Origin of the sequence: Streptomyces sp. NPDC058257 (assembly GCF_042881845.1) — a bacterium.
In the GTDB taxonomy this organism is placed as follows: Bacteria; Actinomycetota; Actinomycetes; order Streptomycetales; family Streptomycetaceae; genus Streptomyces.
Genome location: NZ_JBHVXJ010000009.1, coordinates 233,031 through 255,292, shown reverse-complemented (window position 1 = coordinate 255,292; position 22,262 = coordinate 233,031). Strand labels below are relative to the sequence as shown.

Here is a 22,262-nt window from a genome sequence, read left to right as displayed (position 1 = left end):
AAGTCACTCCCGCTTCGCGACAGTCACGGTGGCGGGCCTGAGCTGCCGTTCGCCGTCGCCGTAGCCCGGGCGCAGCACCTGCACGACGGTGCCCGGCTCGACGTCGGGATCATGGACCACGCTGACCACCTCGTGCCGGGCCGGGTCGAAGGCGACGCCGGTCTCCGCGTGCCGCGGGTAGCCGAGCAGTTCGAGAACGTTCACCGCCTGGTCGCGGACTGCCCGGACGCCCTCCACGATCGCGTCTGAACCGGCGTCGGCGTGGGACAGGGCGAGTTCGAGGTTGTCAAGGACGGGCAGGAAGGCGGCAGCCGTACGGGAACGCTCGACCGTCCGCTCCCGCTCCAGTTCCCTGGCGTGACGCTTGCGGAGGTTGTCGAGGTCGGCGAGCGCGCGCCGCCAGCGGTCCTCCAGTTCCAGCATCGCGGTCGTGTGCTCGTTCTCCGCGGGTGCAGGGCCGACGGCGTCGGGTACCGGTTCGTCGTTCGTCGCTTGCGGCCGTGGACGCGGGCCGGGTTGACGCGAGTCCTCGCGCGAAGGGCGTGCGGCACCTTCCGGGGCCGGTTCAACCGACGTGGCCCGATCGGGTTCTTCGGGGTGGCAGGGCATGGCGGCGTCAGTCCTTGTCGAACTCGGCGTCGATGACATCGTCGTCACCGTTGCTGCCGCTCGCGGGACCGCCGGTGGCGGCGTCCTGGCCTGGGCCGCTCGTGGCAGTGGCACCCTGCTGGGCAACCAGTCCGGCGAGGACCTGCTGGAGTTCGGACGTCAGTGGCCGCACGCGTTCCACGCCCGCGTCTTCCTTGACCGCCGCCCTGGCGTCGGAGACGAGCATCTCGGCGCGTGCCTTCTCGTGCGCGGGAGTTGCGTCACCCAGTTCGGCCAGGCGCTTCTCGACCTGGTACGCGACGGCGTCTAGCTCGTTGCGGGCATCTACGGCCTCGCGGAGCTCTCGGTCCTGGCCCTGGTTGCGCTCGGCCTCCTGGACCATGCGCTCGACCTCGCTGCCGTCCAGATTGGAGCTTTCACTGATGGTGATGCCCTGTTCCTTGCCGGTGTCCCCGTCGCGCGCCTTGACATTGAGGATGCCGTTGGCGTCGATGTCGAAGGTGACCTCGATCTGCGGTTCGCCTCGCGGCGCCGGCCGGATGTCGGTGAGCTGGAACCGGCCCAGCACCCGGTTGTCGGCAGCACGCTCGCGCTCACCCTGGAGGACCACCACATCGACGGCCGGCTGGTTGTCCTCGGCAGTGGAGAACGTCTCGGTACGCCGCACCGGGATGGTGGTGTTCCGCTCGATGATCTTCGTCATCACTCCGCCGCGCGTCTCGACGCCCAGCGACAGGGGGGTGACATCGAGCAGCAGGACGTCCTTGACCTCACCCTTGAGCACCCCGGCCTGGATCGCGGCGCCCAGGGCCACGACTTCGTCGGGGTTGACGCTCATGTTGGGTTCCTTGCCGCCGGTCAGCCGGCGGACCAGGGCCTGAACCGCCGGTATGCGTGTGGAGCCGCCCACGAGGATGACCTCGTCGATGTCGCTCTCACCGACCTTGGCGTCAGCCATCGCCTGCTGGACCGGCCCCAGGCACCGCTCCACGAGGTCACCGGTGATCTGCTCGAATGTGGACCGCATGACCGAGTCGGTGAGGTGCTTGGGGCCCGAGGCGTCCGCGGTGATGAACGGCAGGCTGACCTGCGTCTGCGTCACCGAACTGAGCTCAGTCTTGGCCTTCTCCGCCGCCTCGAACAGCCGTTGCAGCGCCTGCGGGTCATTACGCAGGTCGATGCCGTTCTCTTTCTCAAAGCCGTCTGCGAGATGGTCCACCAGACGCCGGTCGAAGTCGTCGCCGCCCAGGTGGCTGTCCCCGGCGGTGGAACGCACCTCCACCACGCCGTCGCCGACGTCGAGGATGCTCACATCGAAGGTGCCGCCACCCAGGTCGAAGACCAGGACGGTCTCGTGCTGCTTCTTGTCCATGCCGTACGCGAGGGCTGCCGCCGTCGGCTCGTTGATGATCCGCAGCACCTCCAGACCCGCGATCCGACCGGCATCCTTGGTGGCGGTGCGCTGGGCATCGTTGAAGTAGGCAGGCACCGTGATGACCGCCTCCGTGACGCGCTCCCCCATCTGCTTGGAGGCGTCGTCAGTGAGTTTGCGCAGCACCTGTGCGCTGATCTCCTCAGGCGCGTAAAGCTTGTCGCGCACCTCGAAGCGGGCCGCCCCGCCGTCGCCCTCGACGACGTCGTACGCCACCGCTTTCGCCTCGTCGGAGATCTCGTCGAAGTGCCGGCCTATGAATCGCTTGGCCGAGTAGATGGTGCCTTTGGGGTTGAGGATCGCCTGGCGCCGGGCCATCTGGCCCACCAGACGCTCGCCGGTGTCGGTGAAGGCCACCACGGACGGTGTCGTCCGGTTGCCTTCGGTGTTGGGTACAACAGACGGCTCGCCGCCCTCCCACACGGCGATCACCGAGTTGGTGGTACCCAGGTCGATGCCCACTGCCCTGGCCATGAGGAACTCCTCCCGGTGCTGCGGCCTGTGCCGCTTCTCCGGTTCACTTTCGTTCAGGTACGAATAGGACCTCCGCGAGTGGTCCACGGCCTGCCACGTACTGCATCGCCGCGACCACCTCGTACCGGCTCTGCTTCGTCGAGCGGAGCGAGGCACGACCCCGGCAGCCACACCAGCAGGGCGGGCAAGGGCATGAGCTGAACAGCTCCATGACCGGCACTCTCAAGATCAGTCCGTAAGCGCGAGGAGCAAGACTGAAGACGACGGGGCCGAGCCGGTTCACAAGCCCGAACAGCAAGACCGTACGTCCCGTACAAGACAGCCAGCCTGTAATGCTGCTCCGCCGCCGCCCCGCGCCTCCTGACGGAATTACACGCGGAGGACTTCGAACGCATCCCAGCATGGCGAGTCGCGTGGTTTCGCGCCTGCGCCTGGCCGGTCAAAGATGCACGAGCCCAGTCACCCCACGAGCACTAGAGTGAGATACGAACATTTCGCACGGGATGGCACGCGGGCGGGTGGCCGAAACGCTTGCCTCGCCCCTGAGAGCTCGGGAGTGATCCCATGGTCAGGAGTCGGCCGCACAACCTGTACCGCCGCTCCGACCGCGAGGGCAGTATGTCGCGGGACAGCCCCCGGCGGCCCCCCGCAGCCGCGCGCGCAGAGCCCCACCCACCTGCTCAGCTCCCCGCCGACCATGCCCTCCACAAACTCACAGTGCTGTCCTGCACCCTGTTCGACACCCTGGACGAAAGCGAGATCCTGCGCCTGGCCATGGACGACATAGCCGCCATCGGGCCGTACAGCGCCGAGGCCGGCTACCTCGAAGCGGACGGTGACCTCGTCCCCAGCCCGAGGAACCGGAAGGATCACGCCTTGGCCGTGGACCGGAGAGTACGGGAGCTGGCCGGGCAGGACGGTCGGGTGACCGTACCCGGCAGGCCCCGGGGCGAAGCCTTGGGACTGCGCGGCCTTGAGGGACTCCACGGTTACCTCGTAGTGACGTCCCGCTCCCGCCCCACCGAAGCCCAGCAGTCCCTGCTCGCCACACTCGTCCAGCACACCGCTGCTGCGCTGTCAGCCGCGGTCGCACACCGCCGACGCCGCGAGGAGGCCCTGGAGCTGCACCGGCTCAGGGAGGAACGCACAGCTCTCCAGCAGCAGCTGATCGCCGTCGTAGCTGAACTGGCGTACCGGCGGGCCCTTCACACACTCATAGCCGACGTCGCCGCCTCGGACGATGGCGAGGAAGCGGTCACCCGCGCACTGCACGGGCTGACTGGACTCCCCGCTCTGGTCGAGGACCGCTTCGGTCGGCTGAGATCCTGGGCCGGTCCCAGCCGGCCCGACCCCTATCCGGAACCAGACCCCGTACGCCAGGACGAACTGCTGCACGCCGTCGCCCGGGAGGCCGGGCCGACGCGGATCAAGGGCCGGCTGATCACTCTGATCCGCCCGCACGGCGAGATCCTGGGCCTACTGGCTCTGGTCGATCCCCAGGGCGAGGCGGACAAGCACACCGTACTGGCGCTGGAGCAGGCCGCCACGTCGCTCGCCCTGGAGCTGGCGCACCTGCGCAACCTGGCAGAAGTGGAGCTGAGGCTGCACCGCGAGCTGGTCGACGACCTGCTGGCAGGGACGGACGAGGAAAGCGCCTACGCCCGGTCCGAGGCAGTCGGACATGACCTGCACCGCAGCCATTACATCGTCGTGGTGCAGTGGTCGGACCGAGCTTCGGACGATTCCTTCGCGCAGACCGTGGGCCGGGCGGCCTCTGCCGTGGGCATGCACTCACTGCTGACCCGACGTTCCGACCACGTGGTCCTGGTGGCTGACGACAGGCCGCACGCCCGAGCGCTGTACGAGGCGCTCGCCCTGGAGACGGGAACTGCGTCCGGGACGATCGGAGTGAGCGCCCCGTGCGACTCTCCGAATGAAATCCCCCGGCGCTACCAGGAGGCGCAGCGCGCCCTGGAAGTGCGCCGCCACTCCCGCAAGCGATACGGCATGACGTTCTTCGACGACCTCGGCCTCTACCGCATCCTGGGACCTGGCAACGACCACCGGGAACTGGAGGCGTTCGTCCACGAGTGGCTCGGGCAACTCATGGACTACGACACCCGACACCACGCGGCCATGGTGGAGACCCTGGCCCGGTACTTCGACTGCGGCGGAAACTACGACGAGACCGCCGCATCCCTCGCGATCCATCGCAGCACACTGCGCTATAGGCTCCAGCGCATCCGCGACATCAGCGGCAACGACCTCGCGAACGTCGAAGACCGGCTCAACCTCCAGGTGGCGACCCGAGTGTGGAAGATCGTGCTGGGCGGATCCGGCTGATGCCTCGTGCAAGAGACATCCCTCGCAAGCGTCAGACCATGTACGTGCGCAAGCGTCAGGCCATGTACGTGGTCTCCGGATGCCGACATGACGGTGTCGTCGGCCCGCCTCAGCGGAGAGCCAAGAGAGCCCGGGTCTCCACGTTGATCTGCTGAGCCTCTCCGGTGGGGACGACCACGACGGGAACTCGCGCGCCGGGCTCGCTGATGATTTCGGGACGTTCGGCGACCAGTGGTCGCAGGCCGCCCGTGAGGCCGAACACAGACAGCCCGGCGCACACCTCCTCACGCACCTCAGGCTGGTCCTCGCCGATCTCGCCGGTGAAAACGAGAGCGTCCAGACGGCTCAATGATGCGGCCATGCCGGCGATGCCGCGACGGCACTGGTGGGTGAAGACGTCAAGGGCGAGTGCGGCACGCTCGTCGCCTCCAGCCCGGCTGCGGACCAAGTCGCGCGTGTCGTCCGAAGTGCCGGAGAGGGCCAGCAGACCGGACCTGTGGTTCAGAGCGTCCTCGATCTCGTTCGCAGACACATTCTTCCGTGTGAGCAGCCAGGTCAGGGCGCCAGGGTCGACGCTGCCGCTGCGATGACTCATCACCAGACCCTCCAAGGGCGTAAAGCCCATCGTTGTGTCGACACTGCTCCCATCACGCACCGCGCAGGCGGAGCAGCCCCCGCCAAGGTGCACGATCACCAGGTGCAGCTGCTCGGGACGGCGACCGAGGAGTTCAGCGGTGCGGGCCAGCGCCCAGGCGTAGGACAGGCCGTGGAAGCCGTAGCGGCGCAGTCCGTACGCGTCGCGCCAGCTGGAAGGTACCGCGTACTCCCGTGCGGCGACTGGTAAGCCGGCGTGGAAGACGGTGTCGAAGCAGGCGACGTGCGGAACTACCGGCAGCAGATCCCGAGCCGCGTCCACAACGGTCAGTGCTTGCGGGACGTGCAAGGGCGCGAGGTCTGCCACCCGGTCCAAGCGGGCACGCACATACTCGTCGAGCAGAGTGTGGCTGCGCAGCTCCGATCCGCCGTGGACGATGCGGTGACCCACAGCTGCAGGAGCCGGCCCTTCCTTGAGCAACTGCCGCAGCGATCCGGTTGCCCCCTCGCCAGGCGGAGAGTCACTGTGGTGTTCGTTGAGGACTTGACCACCGTCCCCGAAGACGGTCAGACGCAGACTCGATGACCCCGCGTCGGCCACCAGTACCGGGCTGGTTCGTGTGCGCACACACCGATCCTCTCCCTCGTTCCGCAACATACTTCGAAAGAGGTTTTATGACTTTCGTAACGGGCTTCCACGCCCCGGAACTGGGTACCCGATCCGACCGCGATGGAAACAGAACGCTCCGCTGAGCGAGCCAACAGACCAGCACAATCCGGCGTGGCGATCAGCAGGGCGCTCGACACACTGGCGACTTCCAATCACCGCTACAGCCGAGGTAGGGCAACGGAACAGAGGGGCAGTCCCGCAGCTCGCACCCAACCCCGCACACCAACTACCCACCCCCGGATCGACAGCCGAGCAGGAGTGCCGAGGCCTGTGCGGTCGTCATCACGTCATTCCCCGGTCGTGCGAAGTGGCGGACCGTACGCGCGTCGTACAAGCAGACAGCGGCACGTGGTTCTCCCGACCGGTGGTGGGTATGGTCCGGCCGGTGGAACTCAGAACTCGGTTGCGTGGCGGAGCCGTTCTGGAAGTCCCGGGCCCTGAATGGCTCAAAGTGGTTCTGGTGCACGGCGCTCGATCGGGAGCCTTCTTCATGATCGGATCGGTCGAAAGTTGAGGGTTTCCCGTCGATTCCGAATTCAACCCGCTCATCACGCTCTTCGGGAGGGGTTTCTGTCGAAGTGGGCGAGGGTCGTCAGAAATGCGGAACACCCATACCGACAGGGCCTCGGGTCGTTGACGGATACGGGTGCCGACTCGTCGTCAGCACTTCTGCTTCTTGTCGGGCGTACCAGCCGGACCGGGCCTGACTGCCTACCGGTCACGCTCTCTCATCGTTTGTCAGGAGACCACGTTGCAGGCATTTACCAGCTCCTCCGTCCCGACGTCCGTCAGCGCTTCCGCCTCTGTCGTCGCCCCCGACGGGCGGACCTTGCCGTGGGAGGGCTTCTGCACCGGTCCCGTGGTGCTCTCCAGGGATGAGTTGCAGACCGTCTCCCAACGGTTGCTGGGCCTCGACCTGTCCGAGGTGCCGACGGCGGCACAGGTCGAACTGGAGCCGTTCGGAGCCGCGCGGGGCGAGCTGCCCGCCGTCGTCATCGGCGCGGCCACCAGCCTGAAGAAGTGCTATGAAGCGGATCTGGCACATGTCGTCGACGGCACGTCGCCGGACGACTTCGCGGCGTACAACGAAGCCCGCGCGGTCTACCTCGCAGGACCCGGCGATCTCGTCGTCGGTCGCACCGAGCCCTGGCGGCAGGCGGTCGCGACGAGCGAGGCCGAAGCGGTGGAGGTTCCCGGCCTTGAGTTCTACTACCTCACGCATGCCCTGCTGACCCAGGCCGTGCGGTACGCCGAGTCCGGACAGCGGACCGGCCTGCACCGCATCGTGAGCCGGCTGCGTGAGGCTCCGCATGCCGTGGTCCGGCTCTTCGCGCTCGACCTGGAGGCGCAGATCCTGCTGGTCTGGCTGCGGCGCACGGTGGGCCAGGACCGGCTGAGAGTGGATGCCAACGGCCCCGAGATCGGGCGGCGATGGAACCACAAGACGACGCTGTACCCCACCGTCGGAGAGGCCGAGGGGCTGGCCGACGGCGGTCGGCGGGCGGATCCGTACGAGTTGCTCGCGTCGGAGTCACGGCTGACGGCGTTCCACCGCGAGTTCGGCGTCGTGCTTCCGAGGGTCCCCGGGTACTCGATCAGCCGGGCCGGAGCCGGACCGGCCGAGGTGACGGCGCGTGTCGCGGGGGCGGCGCGGCTGTTGCGCGAGCGCTACGGCCTGCCCCTGGGCTGCTTCAAACCGGCGACGGGGCTGACCGGCAGCAGGATTCGCACCGCCGTCCCGCTGGACGACGACGAGGCGTTGGGGGCGCTGGCGCGCCAGGCGATGGAGACTGAGGAGGACTACGTCCTGGAGGCGCACACCGACTATCTGCGGCACGCGATCGACGGATACGACTTCATCCTCGCGCCGTCCGCCCATGTCGTCGCCGGGAGGCTGGCCGACGGGGCGACGATCCAGATCACCCGCGGCAGTGTCTGGGAGGGCAGCGTCTTCATCGACGAGCACACCTGTCGGAACCTCGGCGTCACGGTGGAGCAGTTCCGGTTCGTGCGGGAGGGGATGCGGGACCTCCTTGGCGCTTTCGAGGGCAACGGCCGGAGCCTCGGTTTCATCAAGGGCGGGGTCGACTTCGCGATCGCCCGGATCGGCGGACGGTTCGGCGAGCGGCCCGTGGTGGGCATGCAGGACCTGAATCTGTCGTCCAACGGCGCCGAGTACGTCCGGGCTTTCCTCCGGGAGGCGCGCGAGGCACGTGGCGCGGGCGTCCACGCGGCGACGAAGGTGGTCCGGCCCACCGCGGGAACGGATCTGCGACGGCTGAAAGCCGCCGTCGCCGCCGTGGACACCGGGCACTACACCCGGGTGATCACCTCGGTGCCGTCCCGGTGGGGTCTGATCGCGGTCGCGTGTCAGGAGCCACAGGAGGCCGCGGAGGCCGTCCTGGCGCTGGAGGAACACCTGTACGACGAGGGGCTGGTGGGCACCGTCCTGCGCGGCCGCGGATGACCGCGGCCGACTGCGTCGGCGCGGGTGAGGCGTCCCGGACCGCGGCCGCCCGGCTCGGGGGACCGTTGATGCCCGGCCGGACCGGCCGGATTCGGCGGGATTCACGAGGGGCTCCTGAAGCCATTGCGATTCCCGAGCAATGCATTTCAACCGGTACCGGCCAACCCTGACTGGCTGTCAGTGAGGGGTTGACGCTCGACCGTAGGAAATGTCAGCCTCGTTTGACAGCTCGCGCCAATCAAGTCGCTCGTAATGCCTCGTAATATTCTGTGTTATCCGTTACCGCATTCCGAATTCTCTTGAGGGGGCACGTGAGTGCAACCAGCAGCGCAAGTCGTGGCCGACGGCGCAGCGGTCGGCGGAACTTCATCTGAGGGTCCGGAGTTTTCCCTGTCCGATCTGTTCGTGGCCGTAGTCCGAAAGTACCCGGACCGCATCGCGGTGACCGACGGCGACAATGAAATGACCTATCGGGAACTCGACGCGACATCCGATGTGATCGCCGGTGCGCTGCAGTCCTCCGGTGTCGCGGCGGGCAGTCGTGTGGGCTTGTACGTCGCCCGTGGGTCCGGGACAGTGGCGGGTCTGCTCGGAATTCTCAAATGCGGTGCGGCTTATGTGCCCATCGACCCGGACTATCCCGCCGAGCGCGCACGGTGGACCGTCGGCGACAGCGCGTCGGCGGTCGTCGTGACCACCTCGGACCTCGCCTCGGCGTTCACCGGCCTCGACGTGCGAACCGTCCGCCTGGACCTGCTGCCCGCGAGCGGAGCGACCCGGCCCGACGCGGTACGCCCGAGCGGCGCGGGTCCCGCCTACGTCATCTACACGTCGGGATCCACGGGGGAGCCCAAGGGCGTCCTGGTCGGGCACCAGGAGGTCACGCGCCTCTTCTCGGTGACCCAGGGGTGGTTCGGGTTCGGGCCCGACGACGTGTGGACGCTCTTCCACTCGGCCTCGTTCGACTTCTCCGTGTGGGAGATCTGGGGCGCCCTGCTGCACGGCGGACGGCTGGTCGTCGTCCCGCGCGACACCGCCCGCGCCCCCGCCGCCTTCCACGAACTGCTGCATTCCGAGAGGGTCACGGTCCTCAACCAGACGCCGGCCGCGTTCCGGCGGCTGGCCGCGGTGGACGTGCGATCTCCCTTCCCGCTGGACTGCCTGCGTACGGTCGTGCTCGGCGGCGAGCGACTCGACCCCGCGACGCTGCGCGACTGGGTCGACCGGCACGGCGACGACCGGCCGATGCTGGTCAACATGTACGGCATCACCGAGGCCACCGTGCACGCCTCCTACCGGCGCCTGCTGCGGGCGGATCTCGACGCGGGCGGTCCAAGCCCCATCGGCGTCCCGCTGCCGGACCTCACGTTCCAGGTGCGGGACCCGGACGGCGAGCCGGTCCCCGACGGGCAGCCGGGGGAGCTGTACATCGAGGGGCCCGGGGTGGCCGAGGGATACCTCGATCGCCCGGAACTGACGGAGGAACGTTTCTCCTTACGGACCCTGCCCGGCGACCCCACGAACCCGCACCAAACCCTCCGCACCGGAGACCGCGTGGTCCGCCTCGACGACGGGCAGTACGGCTATCTGGGGCGCACCGACGACCAGATCAAGATCCGGGGCTTCCGGGTCGAACCCGGGGAAGTGGAGGCCCTGCTCGGCAGGCATCCCCTGGTGGCGTCCGTCGTGGTGCTGCCCCGCGACTACGGGGAGGACGACGTCCGGCTGATCGCCTATGTCGTCCCCGCCGAAGCGTCCGTCAACGGCGCGTCGGAGAAGCTCGCCGCCCAACTGCGCGACCTGGCCCGCAGCCTGCCCGTCCACCTGCGGCCCTCCGCGTACGAGCAGTTGGAGACGCTGCCGCTCACTCCTCAGGGCAAGGCCGACCGCGTCGCGCTGCGCGCCCTGGACCAGGAAGGCCACCGGCCCGAGCCCGGCGCGCCCAGGCCGGGCACCGGCAGCACGGACGCCGGCGCCGCGGATTCCAGGACGACGCGGGCGCGCGTCACCGCGATCTGGCGATCCGTCCTCGACGTCGGTGCCGAGGAAGTCGGCCCCGACACTGAATTCTTCGACCTCGGCGGCACCTCGCTGACTCTTCTGCGGATGTTCGAACAGGTGAACACCGCGTTTGGCACAGACCTCGACATCACCGTGCTGATCGAGGGAGCGACGGTACGCGGCCTCGCCTCCCACGTGGACGCCGCCGCACCCGGCAGCCCCCTCCCACGAACCGAGGAGTTCGGATGACTTCGCAGGCAGCGGGCTTCGCCCTCGACGCACAACAGCTGGCGGACTTCCACGCACGTGGATACGCGGGCCCGTTCACGCTCTACGAACCAGACGAGATCAAAGACATCTGGCGGCACGAACGGCTGCGGCTGCTGGACCGCAAGGACGCCGTCTACCGGGACGAGGCCGCGGTGTCCGGCACCACCAACATCGCCAACTACGACCGGCATCTCGACTCGGACTTCCTGGCCGCCCACATCACCAGGCCGGAGATCGTGGACCGGGTCAGCCGCATCCTCGGGCCTGACGTGCTGTGCTGGCGTACCGAGTTCTTCCCGAAGTACCCGGGCGACGAGGGAACCGACTGGCACCAGGCCGACACCTTCGCCAACGCCTCGGGCACCCCGCAGATCCAGTGGCCGGACGGCTCCGACTTCGGCGGCACGATCACCGTCTGGTGCGCCTTCACCGAAGCGAGCGTGGACATGGGGTGTCTCCAGTTCATCCCCGGTACCCACCGCACCATGTTCTACGACGAGACCAAGCGCATGCACTACGTCCCCGACAAGGTCAACTCCGTGGAGAAGGGCGGCACACGCCGCGGCTTCTTCGGCTACGACTACCGCGAGCTGCAGATCGACGAGGACTGGACGCCCGACGAGTCGATGGCCGTGAACATGGATATGCGGGCCGGCCAGTTCATCGTCTTCTGGTCCACCCTGATGCACGCCTCCCACCCGCACAGCGGCCGGAGCCGCGACATGCGGATGGGTTTCGCCTCCCGCTATGTCCCCGCCTCCGTGCAGATCTACCCCGGTACGGACGCCATCGAGGAGTACGGGGGGCGAGTGAGCCTCGACCGCTACGGCGCGGTCCTGGTCCACGGCGAGAACGGCGGGAACGGTGAGAACACGGGCACCCACAACCGGATCGCGACGCACACCACGCGCGGTCGCCCGTTCCGGGGCCCGGACGCGGTCTGAGGGGCCCGCACCGACGTACACGCGGTCGCGGGCCCGGGGCGAGGGAGGCGAATCGACCATGCCGGAGATGCCAGAGATACCGGACACCATGCCCGGCGCGGCGCGGACCCCGTCGCCGGAGAGCACCGACGCTGCCCTGCTGCACGAACTCGCCGCCGCCCTGCTCGATCTGGAGCCGCTCCTGGGCACCGTCTCCGAGCGGTTGCGTGTGACGCCGCCCCCGGAGCTGGGCCCCGGCTCCGTGCAGGCACTGCAGACGGCGCTCGACGCGCTCGCCGCACGGCTGCGCGTACCCGCGCTCACCATCGTCGCGCCCTGCGACGAGCTGTGGTCCGTGGAACTCGCCGTCAGCAGGCGGCTGGCCCGCGCCCTCGGCACGGTGCCACCGGAGACGGTGGTCCGCGCGGACGCCCTCGCGGTGGATGACGCCGTGCGGATCCTGCACGCCGCTCCGCCGGGCCGGCCCGTCCCGCTGCTCGCCCACGACGGCACCCCGCTGCGCGGCTACTCGGCCGACGGGGCGGACGCGCCGACCGTGGTGATGGTGATGGCCTGCGGCATGCCCGTCGGTCTCGCGGTCCCCTGGCTGCGGGCGCTGTCCGGGACCTGTCGGGTGGTGACCTGGGAGAGCCGTGGCATGTTCGCCGCCGGGGACGGCCCGGGGCTGCCCGCCCTGAACGGTCATGACCTCGCCGCGCAGGCGGCCGACGTGCTTGCCGTCCTCGACGGTTTCGGCATCGGCGAGGCACACGTCATGGGTTTGTGCGGCGGGGCGGCCATCGCGCTGGCAGCCGCCGCGGTCTCGCCCCGGGTGACCTCGCTCAGCCTGTGGCACGGCGACTACGAACTCGGCGGCGACGCCCCCAAGACGACCCACCAGCACGACATCGGGGGCCTATTGGCGATGGCTGGCCGCAGCCCGCGGCATGCCGAGGGACTGCATCGGATGATGCGCGGGCCACGAACCCTGGACGCGCTGCGTCCCGATGTCGCGCACCACCTTCTCCACCCCTACGCCTCACCGGAGTTGATGTACCGCTACGGGCTGCTCAACGGCGTCATCATGGGCACGGACTGCCGTCCGCTGCTCAAGGAAGTGCGGCAGCCGACGCTCGTCGTATCCAGCGAACAGGACACAACCGCCCACCCAGAGGGGTCCGTTCAGGTCGCCGCGCGTCTGCCGTGCGCGACGCTGCGGATGATGCCGCACGGGGACCACCTGACGGCCTTCGGCGCGGAACCCGGACTCGTACGCCTCTTGTCGGACTTCATCCTGGACCTCCGTGAGACGACCGAGAGGGACGCATGACCGACCTGACCGCCCCCGTCGCACCGGCCGCCGGCGCGGACCGGGCCCTGGCAGCGGCTTTCCGTACCCACCCCGCCGTCCTGGACGCCGATGTCCTGGGGACCCCGGACCGTACCGTCTGTCTGCTGCCCGACCCGGACGGCGCCGCGCTCCTGCACCGGGCCGCCGCACTGGAGGCGGCCGGGAGGCTGGGACAGGGGGCGGAGCGGCTCGGCTGGCACGAACCGGCGGATGACCTCCGTGTCGCAGGAGTCAGCCGCACGGAGACCGACTTCCTGTACCGCGAGATCTTCACCGACAACGCCTATCTGCGACACGGCGTCACCCTGCCGGAGCGGGCTGTCGTGCTGGACGTCGGAGCCAACATCGGCATGTTCACCCTCCGCGTAGGCCTGGCCGGCCCCGGCGCCCGGATCATCGCCGTGGAGCCCGTCGCCGAGCTCGCTTCGGCCGTCGCACTCAACGCCGAGTTGTACGGCCTTGACGTCACCGTACTGAACTGCGCCCTGGGCAGCGTCACGGGCGAGAGCGACTTCACCTACTACCCCGGCAACAGCGTGATGTCCGGCCGCTTCGCGCGGCCCGACGAGGACATCGAGGTACTGCGGCGCTACCTCGTCACCGGCGACGAGGCGGCCCAGGGCCCGGGCCTTGGCAGGCTCGCCGCCGAACGGATGGCTGCCGAGACCCGCCGCTGTGCCGTCAGCACCCTCACGCGGGTGATCGCCGAACAGCGCCTCGAGCGGATCGACCTGCTGAAGATCGACGTCGAGAAGGCCGAGGCCGAGGTTCTGGCAGGGATCGACGAGGAGTCGTGGAACCGCATCGACCGCATCGCGATGGAAGTGCACGACCTCGACGGACGATTGCGGGAGCTCGTCTCACTGCTGCGGGGGCGAGGCTTCGAGGTCGCCCACGACCAGGACCCCCGGCTCGTACTGACTCCCTGTCACAATGTCTACGCCTACGCGACGCACCGTCGCTCCCGGCGCCTGCCGCCCGCGGCGTCGAACGCCGTCTGCCGACCCGGCGGCCCCACCCTGCGGGTCCTGGAACGCGAACTCCGGGACCTCGCCGCCCGGAGCACCCCCGGCCAAGCCGTGCCCGGGCGCTTCGCCGTCGTGGCCGATCTCGAAGAGGCCCGCAGGGTCGCGCCCGCCCCGGGCGACGGCGGCCCGCCGCGGCTGCCTTCCGGACCCGGTACCGCCGTACTCGCCGAGATCTGGACGGACATCTTCGGCCCCGGCAGCGTGCGCCCCGACGCCAACTTCTTCGCGCTCGGCGGGAACTCCCTCACCGCGGTCCGCCTGCTGACACAGCTGGAGGCCCGGCTCGGGGAGGATGTCCTAGCACCGGACACCGTCTTCACCGCCGACAGCTTCGCGGAACTCGCCGCCGCGATCGACGCGACAGGCGCACCGGACCCCGACCACCCCGGCACGTCATGACGACCGCCGCCGTGCCGCCACCCGCCTCGGACGGACCGGGGCCGCCGTACCCGCCTTCGCCGAGCGGCCTCATACAACGGCCCCGGCCGCGCCCGCACGCCGCCCTGCGACTCGTATGCCTGCCGCACGCCGGCGGCGGCCCCTCGGTGTTCCGGAACTGGCCGATGAGCCTTCCCGCGCATGTGGAGCTCGTCACCGTACGGCTGCCCGGCCGCGAGAGCCGCATCCGGGAACGCCCGTACACCTCGTGGACGACGCTGGTGAATGAGGTGGCCGACGCACTGGCCCGGGAGATACCACCGCCGTATGTTCTGTTCGGCCACAGCCTGGGCGGCATGCTCGCGTACGAACTGACGACGCGGGCGCGGTCCACGGACCCGCCGTCCATGGTGTCGCCGTCGCCCGGCGCCCCAAGTCCTTCCGGCACACCGCCCGTTCTGCGGCTTCCCGAACGCCTGATCCTGGCCGGCTGCCGCGCCCCCGACGTGCCGTCGCCGCACCCCACTCTCCACGAGCTGCACGGCGAACGTTTCACCGCCGCTCTCGCCGCGCTGGCCGGCTCGCCCCCCGAGGTCCTGCGCAACCGCGCTCTGCTCGCGCTGCTGGAGCCGATGCTCCGCGCGGACCTGGAACTGGCCCGGACCTGGCCGCAGCACGAACCGCGCCCCCTCCCGGTACCGCTCACCGCTTTCGACGCCGCCGACGATTCCATGGCGCCCCCCGCGACAGTCGCCCGCTGGCGGCGATACGCGCCGCTGGGCATGCGGACGCACCATCTGCCCGGTGGCCACTTCTCCCTCCATGAACACCCGAAGAGCTTCCTCACGCTGCTGCACGACGAACTGCCGGCGAATTCGGAGCGCGTCACGACCGCGTGGGACCCGCCGGAGCCGGCCGCCCACCGCACCCACACCACCTGACATCGCCCTACCCCCGATCCCACCGTGCGGAGAGGCCCGGACATATGCGATCTCCCTACTTCACGGCCGAGCACGACGCCTTCCGGCTTCAGGTGCGTGGCCTGCTGGCGGCCGAGACGGCGGGCGCCGCCGACGTCTGGGAACGGGAGCGCCACCTGCCGCGCACGCTGTGGAAAACGCTCGCGGACCACGAACTCCTCGGACTGCTCTACTCACGCGACGACGGCGGCACCGACCGCGATCTGTTCACCTCGATCGTCTTCCTGGAGGAACTGGGCCGCACCGGATACGGCGGCCTGCGCGCGGCCGTATCCGTCCACGCCTATATGGCGACGCATTACCTGGCGACCGCCGGCAGCCCGGAGCTGCGCGCCGCCTGCCTGACACCGGCCATCCGGGGCGAACGCGTCGCCGCCCTCGCCCTCACCGAACCCGGTGCGGGTTCGGACCTGTCGGGGCTCTCCACCACGGCCTCGCGGGAGGGTGACCACTACGTCGTGCGCGGTACGAAGAGCATGGTCAGCAACGGGACGACGGCCGACTTCCACGTCATAGCGGCCCGCACCACCCCCGTGTCCGGCGGTGGGCACAGCGGCCGGACGGGTTTGTCGCTGCTCGTCGTCGACGCCGCCGCACCGGGCGTCACCGTGGAGCCGCAGCCCACTCTCGGCTGGCGTGCCGCCGGCACGGCGAGGGTGACGTACGACGAGGTGCACGCGCCCGCCGGGCACCTCATCGGGCGGCAGGACAGCGGTTTTTTCTACCTCATGCGCGGACTCCAGCTCGAACGACTCGCGGCCGCGGCCCTGGCACTGGGCGGCATGGACCGCTGCCTCGAACAGACCCTCCGCTTCACTGGCGGACGCACGATCTTCGACGGGCCGCTCTCCGGTCTCCAGGCGCCCCGGCACAAACTCGCCGACCTGGTGACAGAACTGGAGGCGGCCCGCCAGCTGGTCCACCACACGGCCTGGTGCCTCCAGCAGGGAGCGCTCCCCATGACCGAATGCACGATGGCCAAGCTGTACACCACAGAACTGGCCTGCCGGATGGCCGACACCAGCCTGCAACTGCAGGGCTCATACGGGTATCAGGACGGCTCCGAGGCCGCCCGAGTGCACCGCGACGCCCGAGCCGCGACCATCGCCGCCGGTCCGAGCGAGGTGATGCGGGACATCATCGCCAGGGATCTGCCGGGGGCGTGACGGCCCACGGACGGACCGAGAAGGGCGCCGCCCCTGAGTAGGCCGGGCCCTGCCGCTCCCGTCGTACCGAATACGCCACGAACCCCGCGCCGAGGCCCCGTGCCACCGATCAGGTACGGCGTCGTGTCGACGCCGGCGTGGGGTGTCCGTGAGGCGGTCCTGCGTGGTGGCGGGGGGCGCCTCGGTCCAGTACGAGGTGACGGAGCCGACCCCGTCGGGTTCGTCGACGACAGTCTCAACGGCGACACCTCCACCGGCTCCACCGACTCCACCGACTCCACCAAGCGATAGACCAGGCAGCACCCTACGCGGCGCCCCCGAACCACTCCCCCACGCACAGATCACCCAACTGAAAGTGCGCCGGAGAGACCCCCTGGCCGGAGCCCTCCACACGTACCAACACGCCGCCTGAACTGCACCGATGGAGTTTCCGGCAGGCGCAGTGTCCGCGCCCGGTGGCGTCCTCGCATCCGTCGGCCTCGTTCAAGCCAAGTACTGCGATGAGATCGCCGTACGGATGCCGCCCCTCAAAGAGGCTGAGTTGCTGGCGCTCTCCTCCGCAACTCCGGTCGCCGAGCACACCCAGACTGGTGACGACGAAGACGGGCAACCTCTTCGCTGCATGTTCACGATCCTCCCAGGAGACAGGCACAAGATCCTCTATGAAGTCGATGCCGACTGAATACCTTCGCCCTGCCACAGCCGAGGACGTACCGCACTCATGGCACTGAGGACGGAAGCTGAGCAGTGGCTGTGCGTGCAAGGCTCAGATCAGTGGAATGACCCCGAGCCTGGGCAGAGTGCGATCAGAAAATGGCACGCCACGATCGACGACGGCAGGGCGTGGGTTGTCGTGGGCGACCCGGGATCGGCGCTTGCCACCGTCAGTCGTGGACCCATTGACCGCGACTTCTGGAACGACGACGACAAGCCGGAGTCCGCGTTCTACCTCTGCAAACTGATTGTGGCGAGATCGGCTGCGGGCAGGCAACTCGGTGCCCGAATCATTGACTGGGCTTCCCGCGTTGCTGCGCTGGAGGGACGTGACTGGGTTCGCGTCGACACCTGGCGCACGAACACGGGACTGCACGCCTACTACGAGTGTCTGGGGTTCAAGCACGTTCGGACGGAGGCACCTTCACACCGTCGGTCCGGCTGGCTTGCACAGAGGTCGTCAGACGCCATCACACGCCCTGATGAGCCCTTGGCCGTGGGCAGGCACTGATTTGGGGGTGGCCCGCGACGCCCGACACGATCGGCAACCGCGACTCACTGAGCGTTTCACCCTGGTTGATGCCGTTACTTGACAGTCCGAGGAGGCTGGCAGGGCGGCACTGAAGTGAGAGGCGGGCCACCAATTCACTGTGAGGCGCCCGAGGGCTGTTTGATCCCAAGCCCTCCTGTCTGATCCCAACCCGCGCCCGCCCGTCGCTCTTTGGCCGCTGGCGGGGCGGCCACCCCAGCGACCTGTCCGACGAACGCTGGCAGCTGATCGAGCCGGTGCTCACCACCTGGCGGGCCGAGCGCCGCGGCCGAGGCCTGAATATCGGCCGCCCGCCCGAGCACGACCTGCGCTCGCTGCTGAACGCGATCCTGTACGTGGACCGCACCGGCGCCCCCCGGCGCTACCTGCCCCACGGTTCCCACCCTGGCCCACGACCTGCCACTACTTCGCCAGCTCGCAGCAGGACGGCGTCTTCGCCCAGCTCACCGGCCCACTGCGGCACCCGGTCCGCACGGCCGAAGGACGCGACGGCGAACCCTCCGCGCGCCTTGCGACATCCGCAGGACAAAACTCCCCCCACCACCAGGCGCCGGCGACGCAGCCCAGGACGGCTCCCGCACGGCCCCCGCCCGGCTTCACCACTCGTTCAGATGAACTGCGCACTCACTGCCGCTGAGCAGCGGAACGCGGGGTACGTGTGCCACGGACATCACCGGCAATGCCTGCGCAGTGCCGGAGCGATCGGAGGCGCAATGCACAGGGCGCGACTCGTCCAGGACGGGCGGCAATGGACCGGAGACCAAGGCGTGCACATGACCGCACTCGTCTCCCGGCAAGCCACCGGATCATGCAGACTCAACGCGGTATGGATCTCCATGCCGCCCGGCGGCGCGACCGCCGTCCACCACCACGGCCCCGAAGAGACCGTGGTGTACCTCATCCGGGGCAGCGCCCGCATCCACAGCGGCACCGACCTGACCGCCATCACCGAACAAACCGCAGGCCAGGTCGTATTCATTCCGGGCAACTGTCCTCACCAGGTCACCGCCGGACCGGAAGGCTTCGACGGATTCGAAGTACGCTCCGGAGCCACGGACCAGACCACCCTCACCCGCCCCACCGACCAGAACTGACGCGGTGCACGAACCCAGTGGTGACCGGGGCGGGCGGACGGAGCGCGTCCAGCCAGGCCCGCTCCCATTCCTCCAGTTCGGCGTCGTTCGCGCAGAAGTGATAGCCCAGGTCACGGCTCCATATGACGGGTGCCCAGCCACGCTCCGCGCAGAGATCGCGCAGCACGCCAGACCACGTCCGGTCTGCCAACTGCTGACTTCGCAGGCGCCCATCAGGCGGGTGAGGGCCATGCCCGCAGGCACGACTTCGAACAAGGCGGTGCGGATCAGGTCGGCGTGACGCTCCGCGGCCGGGAAGCATTTGGCCACGGCCACTCGCCCCGCAGGAGACGGGCGAGTTCATCGTCCATGTCGGAGCGCGCATGCCGCGTCGCTGGCAGTCCCGCAGCAGGCCCGCCCAGGAATCGGACGATTCCCGGTATCCGCCCGTCATCGCGATCAATTCCTTGGTGCCGTCCGCCCGCACGCCCATGACGACCAGGACGGCGGCCTTCGCTTCCTCCAAGCGTATCCGCAGGTTGATGCCGTCGGCCCAGACGTAGTCGGTGGCCGACAGGTCGCGCTCTCCGAACGCCCCAGCTGCGCACCGAAGCCGACCTCGCCGGACTCACCGCCATCCAGGTCCTGCTCGAACTCGCCGTCGCCTTCCACCACGCCGTCCGCGACGAGCTAACCGACACCGGCCTTCAGCGGCGGCCCACCCTCACCACCAGCGGTGAGAACCCGTACTCCGTGGACATCGCCGCTTTCATGTCCGGCCCTGCTCATCCCCTCTTCCACGCGCTGGCTCGATACCCCGGACACCACCCGTAACCGCTGGCACACCCTGGTCACCAACCGAAGGCGCTCCCTCGGCGCCTCGTAGGGCTGTGCCGCCCGACGCTTGCGTGTGACTCGCACCAGACCGCACCGACCCGCAGGGTGGTGCAGGGCCGTCCACCCGGCCCCAGGTCCGTCGGGGCCTTGGCCCAGCGCGAGCGGACGCAACCGTGCTCCTCAGTGCCCTGCGTGAGTACGCCAGGTTCTGATTCGGGCACAGCACCCCGCGCCCAATCCGGTCCATGACCGTGACAGGGCCTGCGGTTTGGGTGTGAACGCGTTGAACACTTGCGCACTTGCGCACTTGTGAATACCGCCCGTAGGTACGGCCTCGCGCAGGAACCTCTCCGTGGCTGTGTCGGTGAGTCAGGGATCTGGTTCACTCCGTGCGGTGCTGGCCTTACGCGTGGACGCATGCTCAGGGCAAGGGCGCCTGACCTGGTGCAGTGCGGGGTCGGCCGCTGTCCGTCGACATAGCGGCGGCGGCCTGGCCCTCGCCGTGGGCACCGGCCCCGGCCACCTCCCCCCGACGACAACGCCTACGCCACCGCGGCGCTGGTCGGCATCGGAGCCATGACGATCACGACGCTGGCAAGCCTCGCTCACGCCCGCCTACGCTCGTCCGAGACCAACCCGTAAGTCAGTTGCACTCATCCCAACGCTGGAGGTTCCATGCCCAAGGGCTACTGGGTCAGTGTCTACCGCACCATTTCAGACCCTGAGAAGCTGGCTGCCTACAACAAGCTGGCCCCTCCGGCCGTCCAGGCCGGGGGCGGGCGACTCCTCGTCCGTGGCGGTCGGGTCGTCGCACACGACGCTGGAATCGCCGAGCGCACTGTTGTGATCGAGTTCGACAGCTTCGAGCAGGCCGTCGCGGCGCACGAGAGTGCGGCCTACCAGGAGGCGCTGGTCGCCCTCTCCGACGGCGTCGAGCGCGACTTCCGCATTGTCGAAGGCATCGACTGACCGAGGTCATCCTCCGTCACGGGCAGGCACTCGGCGAGCAGGTCGACGACGTCGCGCCAGGCTCGCTGCGCGTGGCGCGGGTGGTAGCCGACGCCAGGGACAACGGGGTGGTCGACCGGCGGGTGGTGGAAGGCGTGCAATGCGCCACCGTAGACCGCGAGGCGCCAGTCGACGCCCGCGGCCTGCATCTCAGCGGTGAACGCGTCCCGTTGGGCGGGCGGCATGATTGGGTCTTCCGACCCGACCCCGGCCCACACCGGGCAGCGAATGCGCGCTGCCTCGCCCGGTCGGCCCGTCGTAGTTGCGTTGACTGTCCCGATCGCACGCAGGTCGGCGCCGTCACGCCCGAGTTCCAGCCCAATGGCGCCCCCCGTGCCGTAGCCGATGGCGGCGATCCGGTCGGAATCGGTCCGCGGTTCTGTACGCAACACGTCGAGCGCCGCATGGCCGATGCTCCGCATCCGGTCGGGATCAGAGAGCAGTGGCATGCAACGGGCCAGCATCTCCTCGGGGTCGCTCAAATAGCGCCCGCCGTGGAGGTCGAAGGCCAGCGCTATGTATCCCAGCTCGGCGAGAGCGTCGGCCCGGCGGCGCTCGACATCGCTGAGCCCTGTGCCCTCTGGTCCGAGCAGCACTGCGGGCCGGCGGTCGACACCGGCCGGGAGCGCGAGGTGCCCGATCATCGTCAGACCGTCGGCCGGGTACTCGATCGTACGCGTCGTAATCGTCGTCATGAGACTGGACTGTAGTGATCGTCGAGCCCGGACCGGCCGCTGTTCTGCCGCTGGCAGAGCAGCGCGGGTATCCCCTGACACGCGGGTATCCCCTGACATACGACGAGGGATCACAGGAACCGTCACAAACCTCGTCCCACGGCAGCCATCCATCCCGTTGCCCCTTTGACCCGTATCTCGGTCAGGCCTCTCACCGGTTTGAAGATGGGTCCTCAATCCGCCCCGGTGACCGGCCAGTCGGCTGCCCTCGAAGAAGAAACCGCTCGCGTGTGTGACCTGTCTCCGACAGGCCGTCCGTGCTGCTCGTGTGCGTGCACGACGCCGAACGCTCCCAGATGGCCGCCGCCTTCCTCACGCGCCTGTCCGTCGGCCGGGTGGAGGTCCGTTCGGCCGGGTCTGCTCCGGCCGAGACCGTGGACCCGGCGGCCATCGAGGCGATGGCCGAGGCCGGGATCGATCTGTCCGCCGAGGTGCCCAAGGTGCCGACCGTCGAGGCGGTCCAGGCGTCCGACGTGGTGATCACGATGCTGCTGAAGGGCTGGGGGGATCCCGCTCGGGCCCGTGCTCGACAACCATGCACGGAACACCATCGAGTTCACCGTTCCCGCCGGAACCTTCGCGACCTGGCCTCCACTGCCGTACACCCACTGTCTCCACGAGGCCGTGCTCAGGTGCCCCGCACCCGAGGTGACAGACACC

17 protein-coding genes and 3 pseudogenes are annotated in these 22,262 nt (G+C 69.1%); 15 read left to right on the top strand and 5 right to left on the bottom strand.

Translation table 11 applies throughout. From position 1 onward, the window contains the following. Positions 1 to 3: 3 nt before the first annotated feature. On the bottom strand, positions 4 to 609 hold the full coding sequence (locus ACFVXC_RS22970; protein ID WP_389907895.1) for a nucleotide exchange factor GrpE: 606 nt from the start codon (positions 607 to 609) through the stop codon (positions 4 to 6). A 7-nt stretch (positions 610 to 616) separates the two neighbouring features. Then, positions 617 to 2,515: a molecular chaperone DnaK gene (dnaK, locus tag ACFVXC_RS22965; RefSeq protein ID WP_389907893.1), complete on the bottom strand. Its 1,899-nt coding sequence runs from the start codon at positions 2,513 to 2,515 to the stop codon at positions 617 to 619. Between the two features lie 618 nt (positions 2,516 to 3,133). On the opposite strand from dnaK, the gene ACFVXC_RS22960 reads away from it, so the two are divergent. Further along, positions 3,134 to 4,858: a PucR family transcriptional regulator gene (locus tag ACFVXC_RS22960; RefSeq protein WP_389908077.1), complete on the top strand. Its 1,725-nt coding sequence runs from the start codon at positions 3,134 to 3,136 to the stop codon at positions 4,856 to 4,858. 109 nt (positions 4,859 to 4,967) lie between these two features. On the opposite strand, the gene ACFVXC_RS22955 is transcribed toward ACFVXC_RS22960, so the two are convergent. Continuing rightward, the gene (locus ACFVXC_RS22955; RefSeq protein WP_389907891.1) at positions 4,968 to 6,080 is read right to left on the bottom strand and encodes an acetate/propionate family kinase; all 1,113 of its coding nucleotides are present in this window, start codon (positions 6,078 to 6,080) and stop codon (positions 4,968 to 4,970) included. Between the two features lie 793 nt (positions 6,081 to 6,873). On the opposite strand from ACFVXC_RS22955, the gene ACFVXC_RS22950 reads away from it, so the two are divergent. From ACFVXC_RS22950 to ACFVXC_RS22895, 12 genes and pseudogenes are all read left to right on the top strand, one after another. Beyond that, a complete protein-coding gene (locus ACFVXC_RS22950) occupies positions 6,874 to 8,589 on the top strand; it encodes a hypothetical protein (RefSeq protein ID WP_389907889.1) in 1,716 nt (571 codons plus the stop codon). 405 nt (positions 8,590 to 8,994) lie between these two features. Further along, on the top strand, positions 8,995 to 10,839 hold the full coding sequence (locus ACFVXC_RS22945) for an amino acid adenylation domain-containing protein (protein ID WP_389907887.1): 1,845 nt from the start codon (positions 8,995 to 8,997) through the stop codon (positions 10,837 to 10,839). After that, positions 10,836 to 11,804, top strand: a complete 969-nt coding sequence (locus tag ACFVXC_RS22940) for a chlorinating enzyme (protein ID WP_389907885.1) — start codon at positions 10,836 to 10,838, stop codon at positions 11,802 to 11,804. The genes ACFVXC_RS22945 and ACFVXC_RS22940 overlap by 4 nt, the downstream gene beginning before the upstream one ends. A gap of 58 nt (positions 11,805 to 11,862) precedes the next feature. Beyond that, positions 11,863 to 13,113 (top strand): alpha/beta fold hydrolase, encoded by a 1,251-nt coding sequence (locus ACFVXC_RS22935; protein ID WP_389907883.1) that lies wholly within the window; start codon positions 11,863 to 11,865, stop codon positions 13,111 to 13,113. Next, the gene (locus ACFVXC_RS22930; protein ID WP_389907881.1) at positions 13,110 to 14,561 is read left to right on the top strand and encodes an FkbM family methyltransferase; all 1,452 of its coding nucleotides are present in this window, start codon (positions 13,110 to 13,112) and stop codon (positions 14,559 to 14,561) included. Before ACFVXC_RS22935 ends, ACFVXC_RS22930 begins: the two co-directional genes overlap by 4 nt. Next, entirely contained in the window at positions 14,558 to 15,481 is a 924-nt protein-coding gene (locus tag ACFVXC_RS22925; RefSeq protein WP_389907879.1) for a thioesterase II family protein, read from the top strand. The genes ACFVXC_RS22930 and ACFVXC_RS22925 overlap by 4 nt, the downstream gene beginning before the upstream one ends. A gap of 44 nt (positions 15,482 to 15,525) precedes the next feature. Then, on the top strand, positions 15,526 to 16,686 hold the full coding sequence (locus tag ACFVXC_RS22920) for an acyl-CoA dehydrogenase family protein (protein ID WP_389907877.1): 1,161 nt from the start codon (positions 15,526 to 15,528) through the stop codon (positions 16,684 to 16,686). A 123-nt stretch (positions 16,687 to 16,809) separates the two neighbouring features. Beyond that, entirely contained in the window at positions 16,810 to 16,977 is a 168-nt protein-coding gene (locus tag ACFVXC_RS22915) for a hypothetical protein (protein ID WP_389907875.1), read from the top strand. Positions 16,978 to 17,107: 130 nt separating this feature from the next. Beyond that, on the top strand, positions 17,108 to 17,368 hold the full coding sequence (locus ACFVXC_RS22910) for a UTRA domain-containing protein (RefSeq protein WP_389907873.1): 261 nt from the start codon (positions 17,108 to 17,110) through the stop codon (positions 17,366 to 17,368). Between the two features lie 39 nt (positions 17,369 to 17,407). Continuing rightward, a complete protein-coding gene (locus ACFVXC_RS22905) occupies positions 17,408 to 17,911 on the top strand; it encodes a GNAT family N-acetyltransferase (RefSeq protein WP_389907871.1) in 504 nt (167 codons plus the stop codon). A gap of 182 nt (positions 17,912 to 18,093) precedes the next feature. After that, a pseudogene (locus tag ACFVXC_RS22900) lies at positions 18,094 to 18,455 on the top strand (transposase); the annotation flags it as partial. A gap of 268 nt (positions 18,456 to 18,723) precedes the next feature. After that, on the top strand, positions 18,724 to 19,044 hold the full coding sequence (locus ACFVXC_RS22895; protein WP_389907869.1) for a cupin domain-containing protein: 321 nt from the start codon (positions 18,724 to 18,726) through the stop codon (positions 19,042 to 19,044). Positions 19,045 to 19,396: 352 nt separating this feature from the next. Here the strand turns inward: ACFVXC_RS22895 and ACFVXC_RS22890 are convergent. Next, positions 19,397 to 19,624 (bottom strand): annotated as a pseudogene (locus tag ACFVXC_RS22890) (transposase); the annotation flags it as partial. Positions 19,625 to 20,535: 911 nt separating this feature from the next. Here ACFVXC_RS22890 and ACFVXC_RS22885 point away from each other — a divergent pair. Continuing rightward, on the top strand, positions 20,536 to 20,829 hold the full coding sequence (locus ACFVXC_RS22885) for a DUF1330 domain-containing protein (protein ID WP_389907867.1): 294 nt from the start codon (positions 20,536 to 20,538) through the stop codon (positions 20,827 to 20,829). Here the strand turns inward: ACFVXC_RS22885 and ACFVXC_RS22880 are convergent. Beyond that, entirely contained in the window at positions 20,757 to 21,563 is an 807-nt protein-coding gene (locus ACFVXC_RS22880) for a dienelactone hydrolase family protein (protein WP_389907865.1), read from the bottom strand. The genes ACFVXC_RS22885 and ACFVXC_RS22880 overlap by 73 nt on opposite strands. 296 nt (positions 21,564 to 21,859) lie before the next feature. Between ACFVXC_RS22880 and ACFVXC_RS22875 the strand changes: the two are divergent. Continuing rightward, positions 21,860 to 22,111: pseudogene (locus ACFVXC_RS22875) on the top strand (phosphotyrosine protein phosphatase); the annotation flags it as partial. Between the last annotated feature and the right edge of the window lie 151 nt (positions 22,112 to 22,262).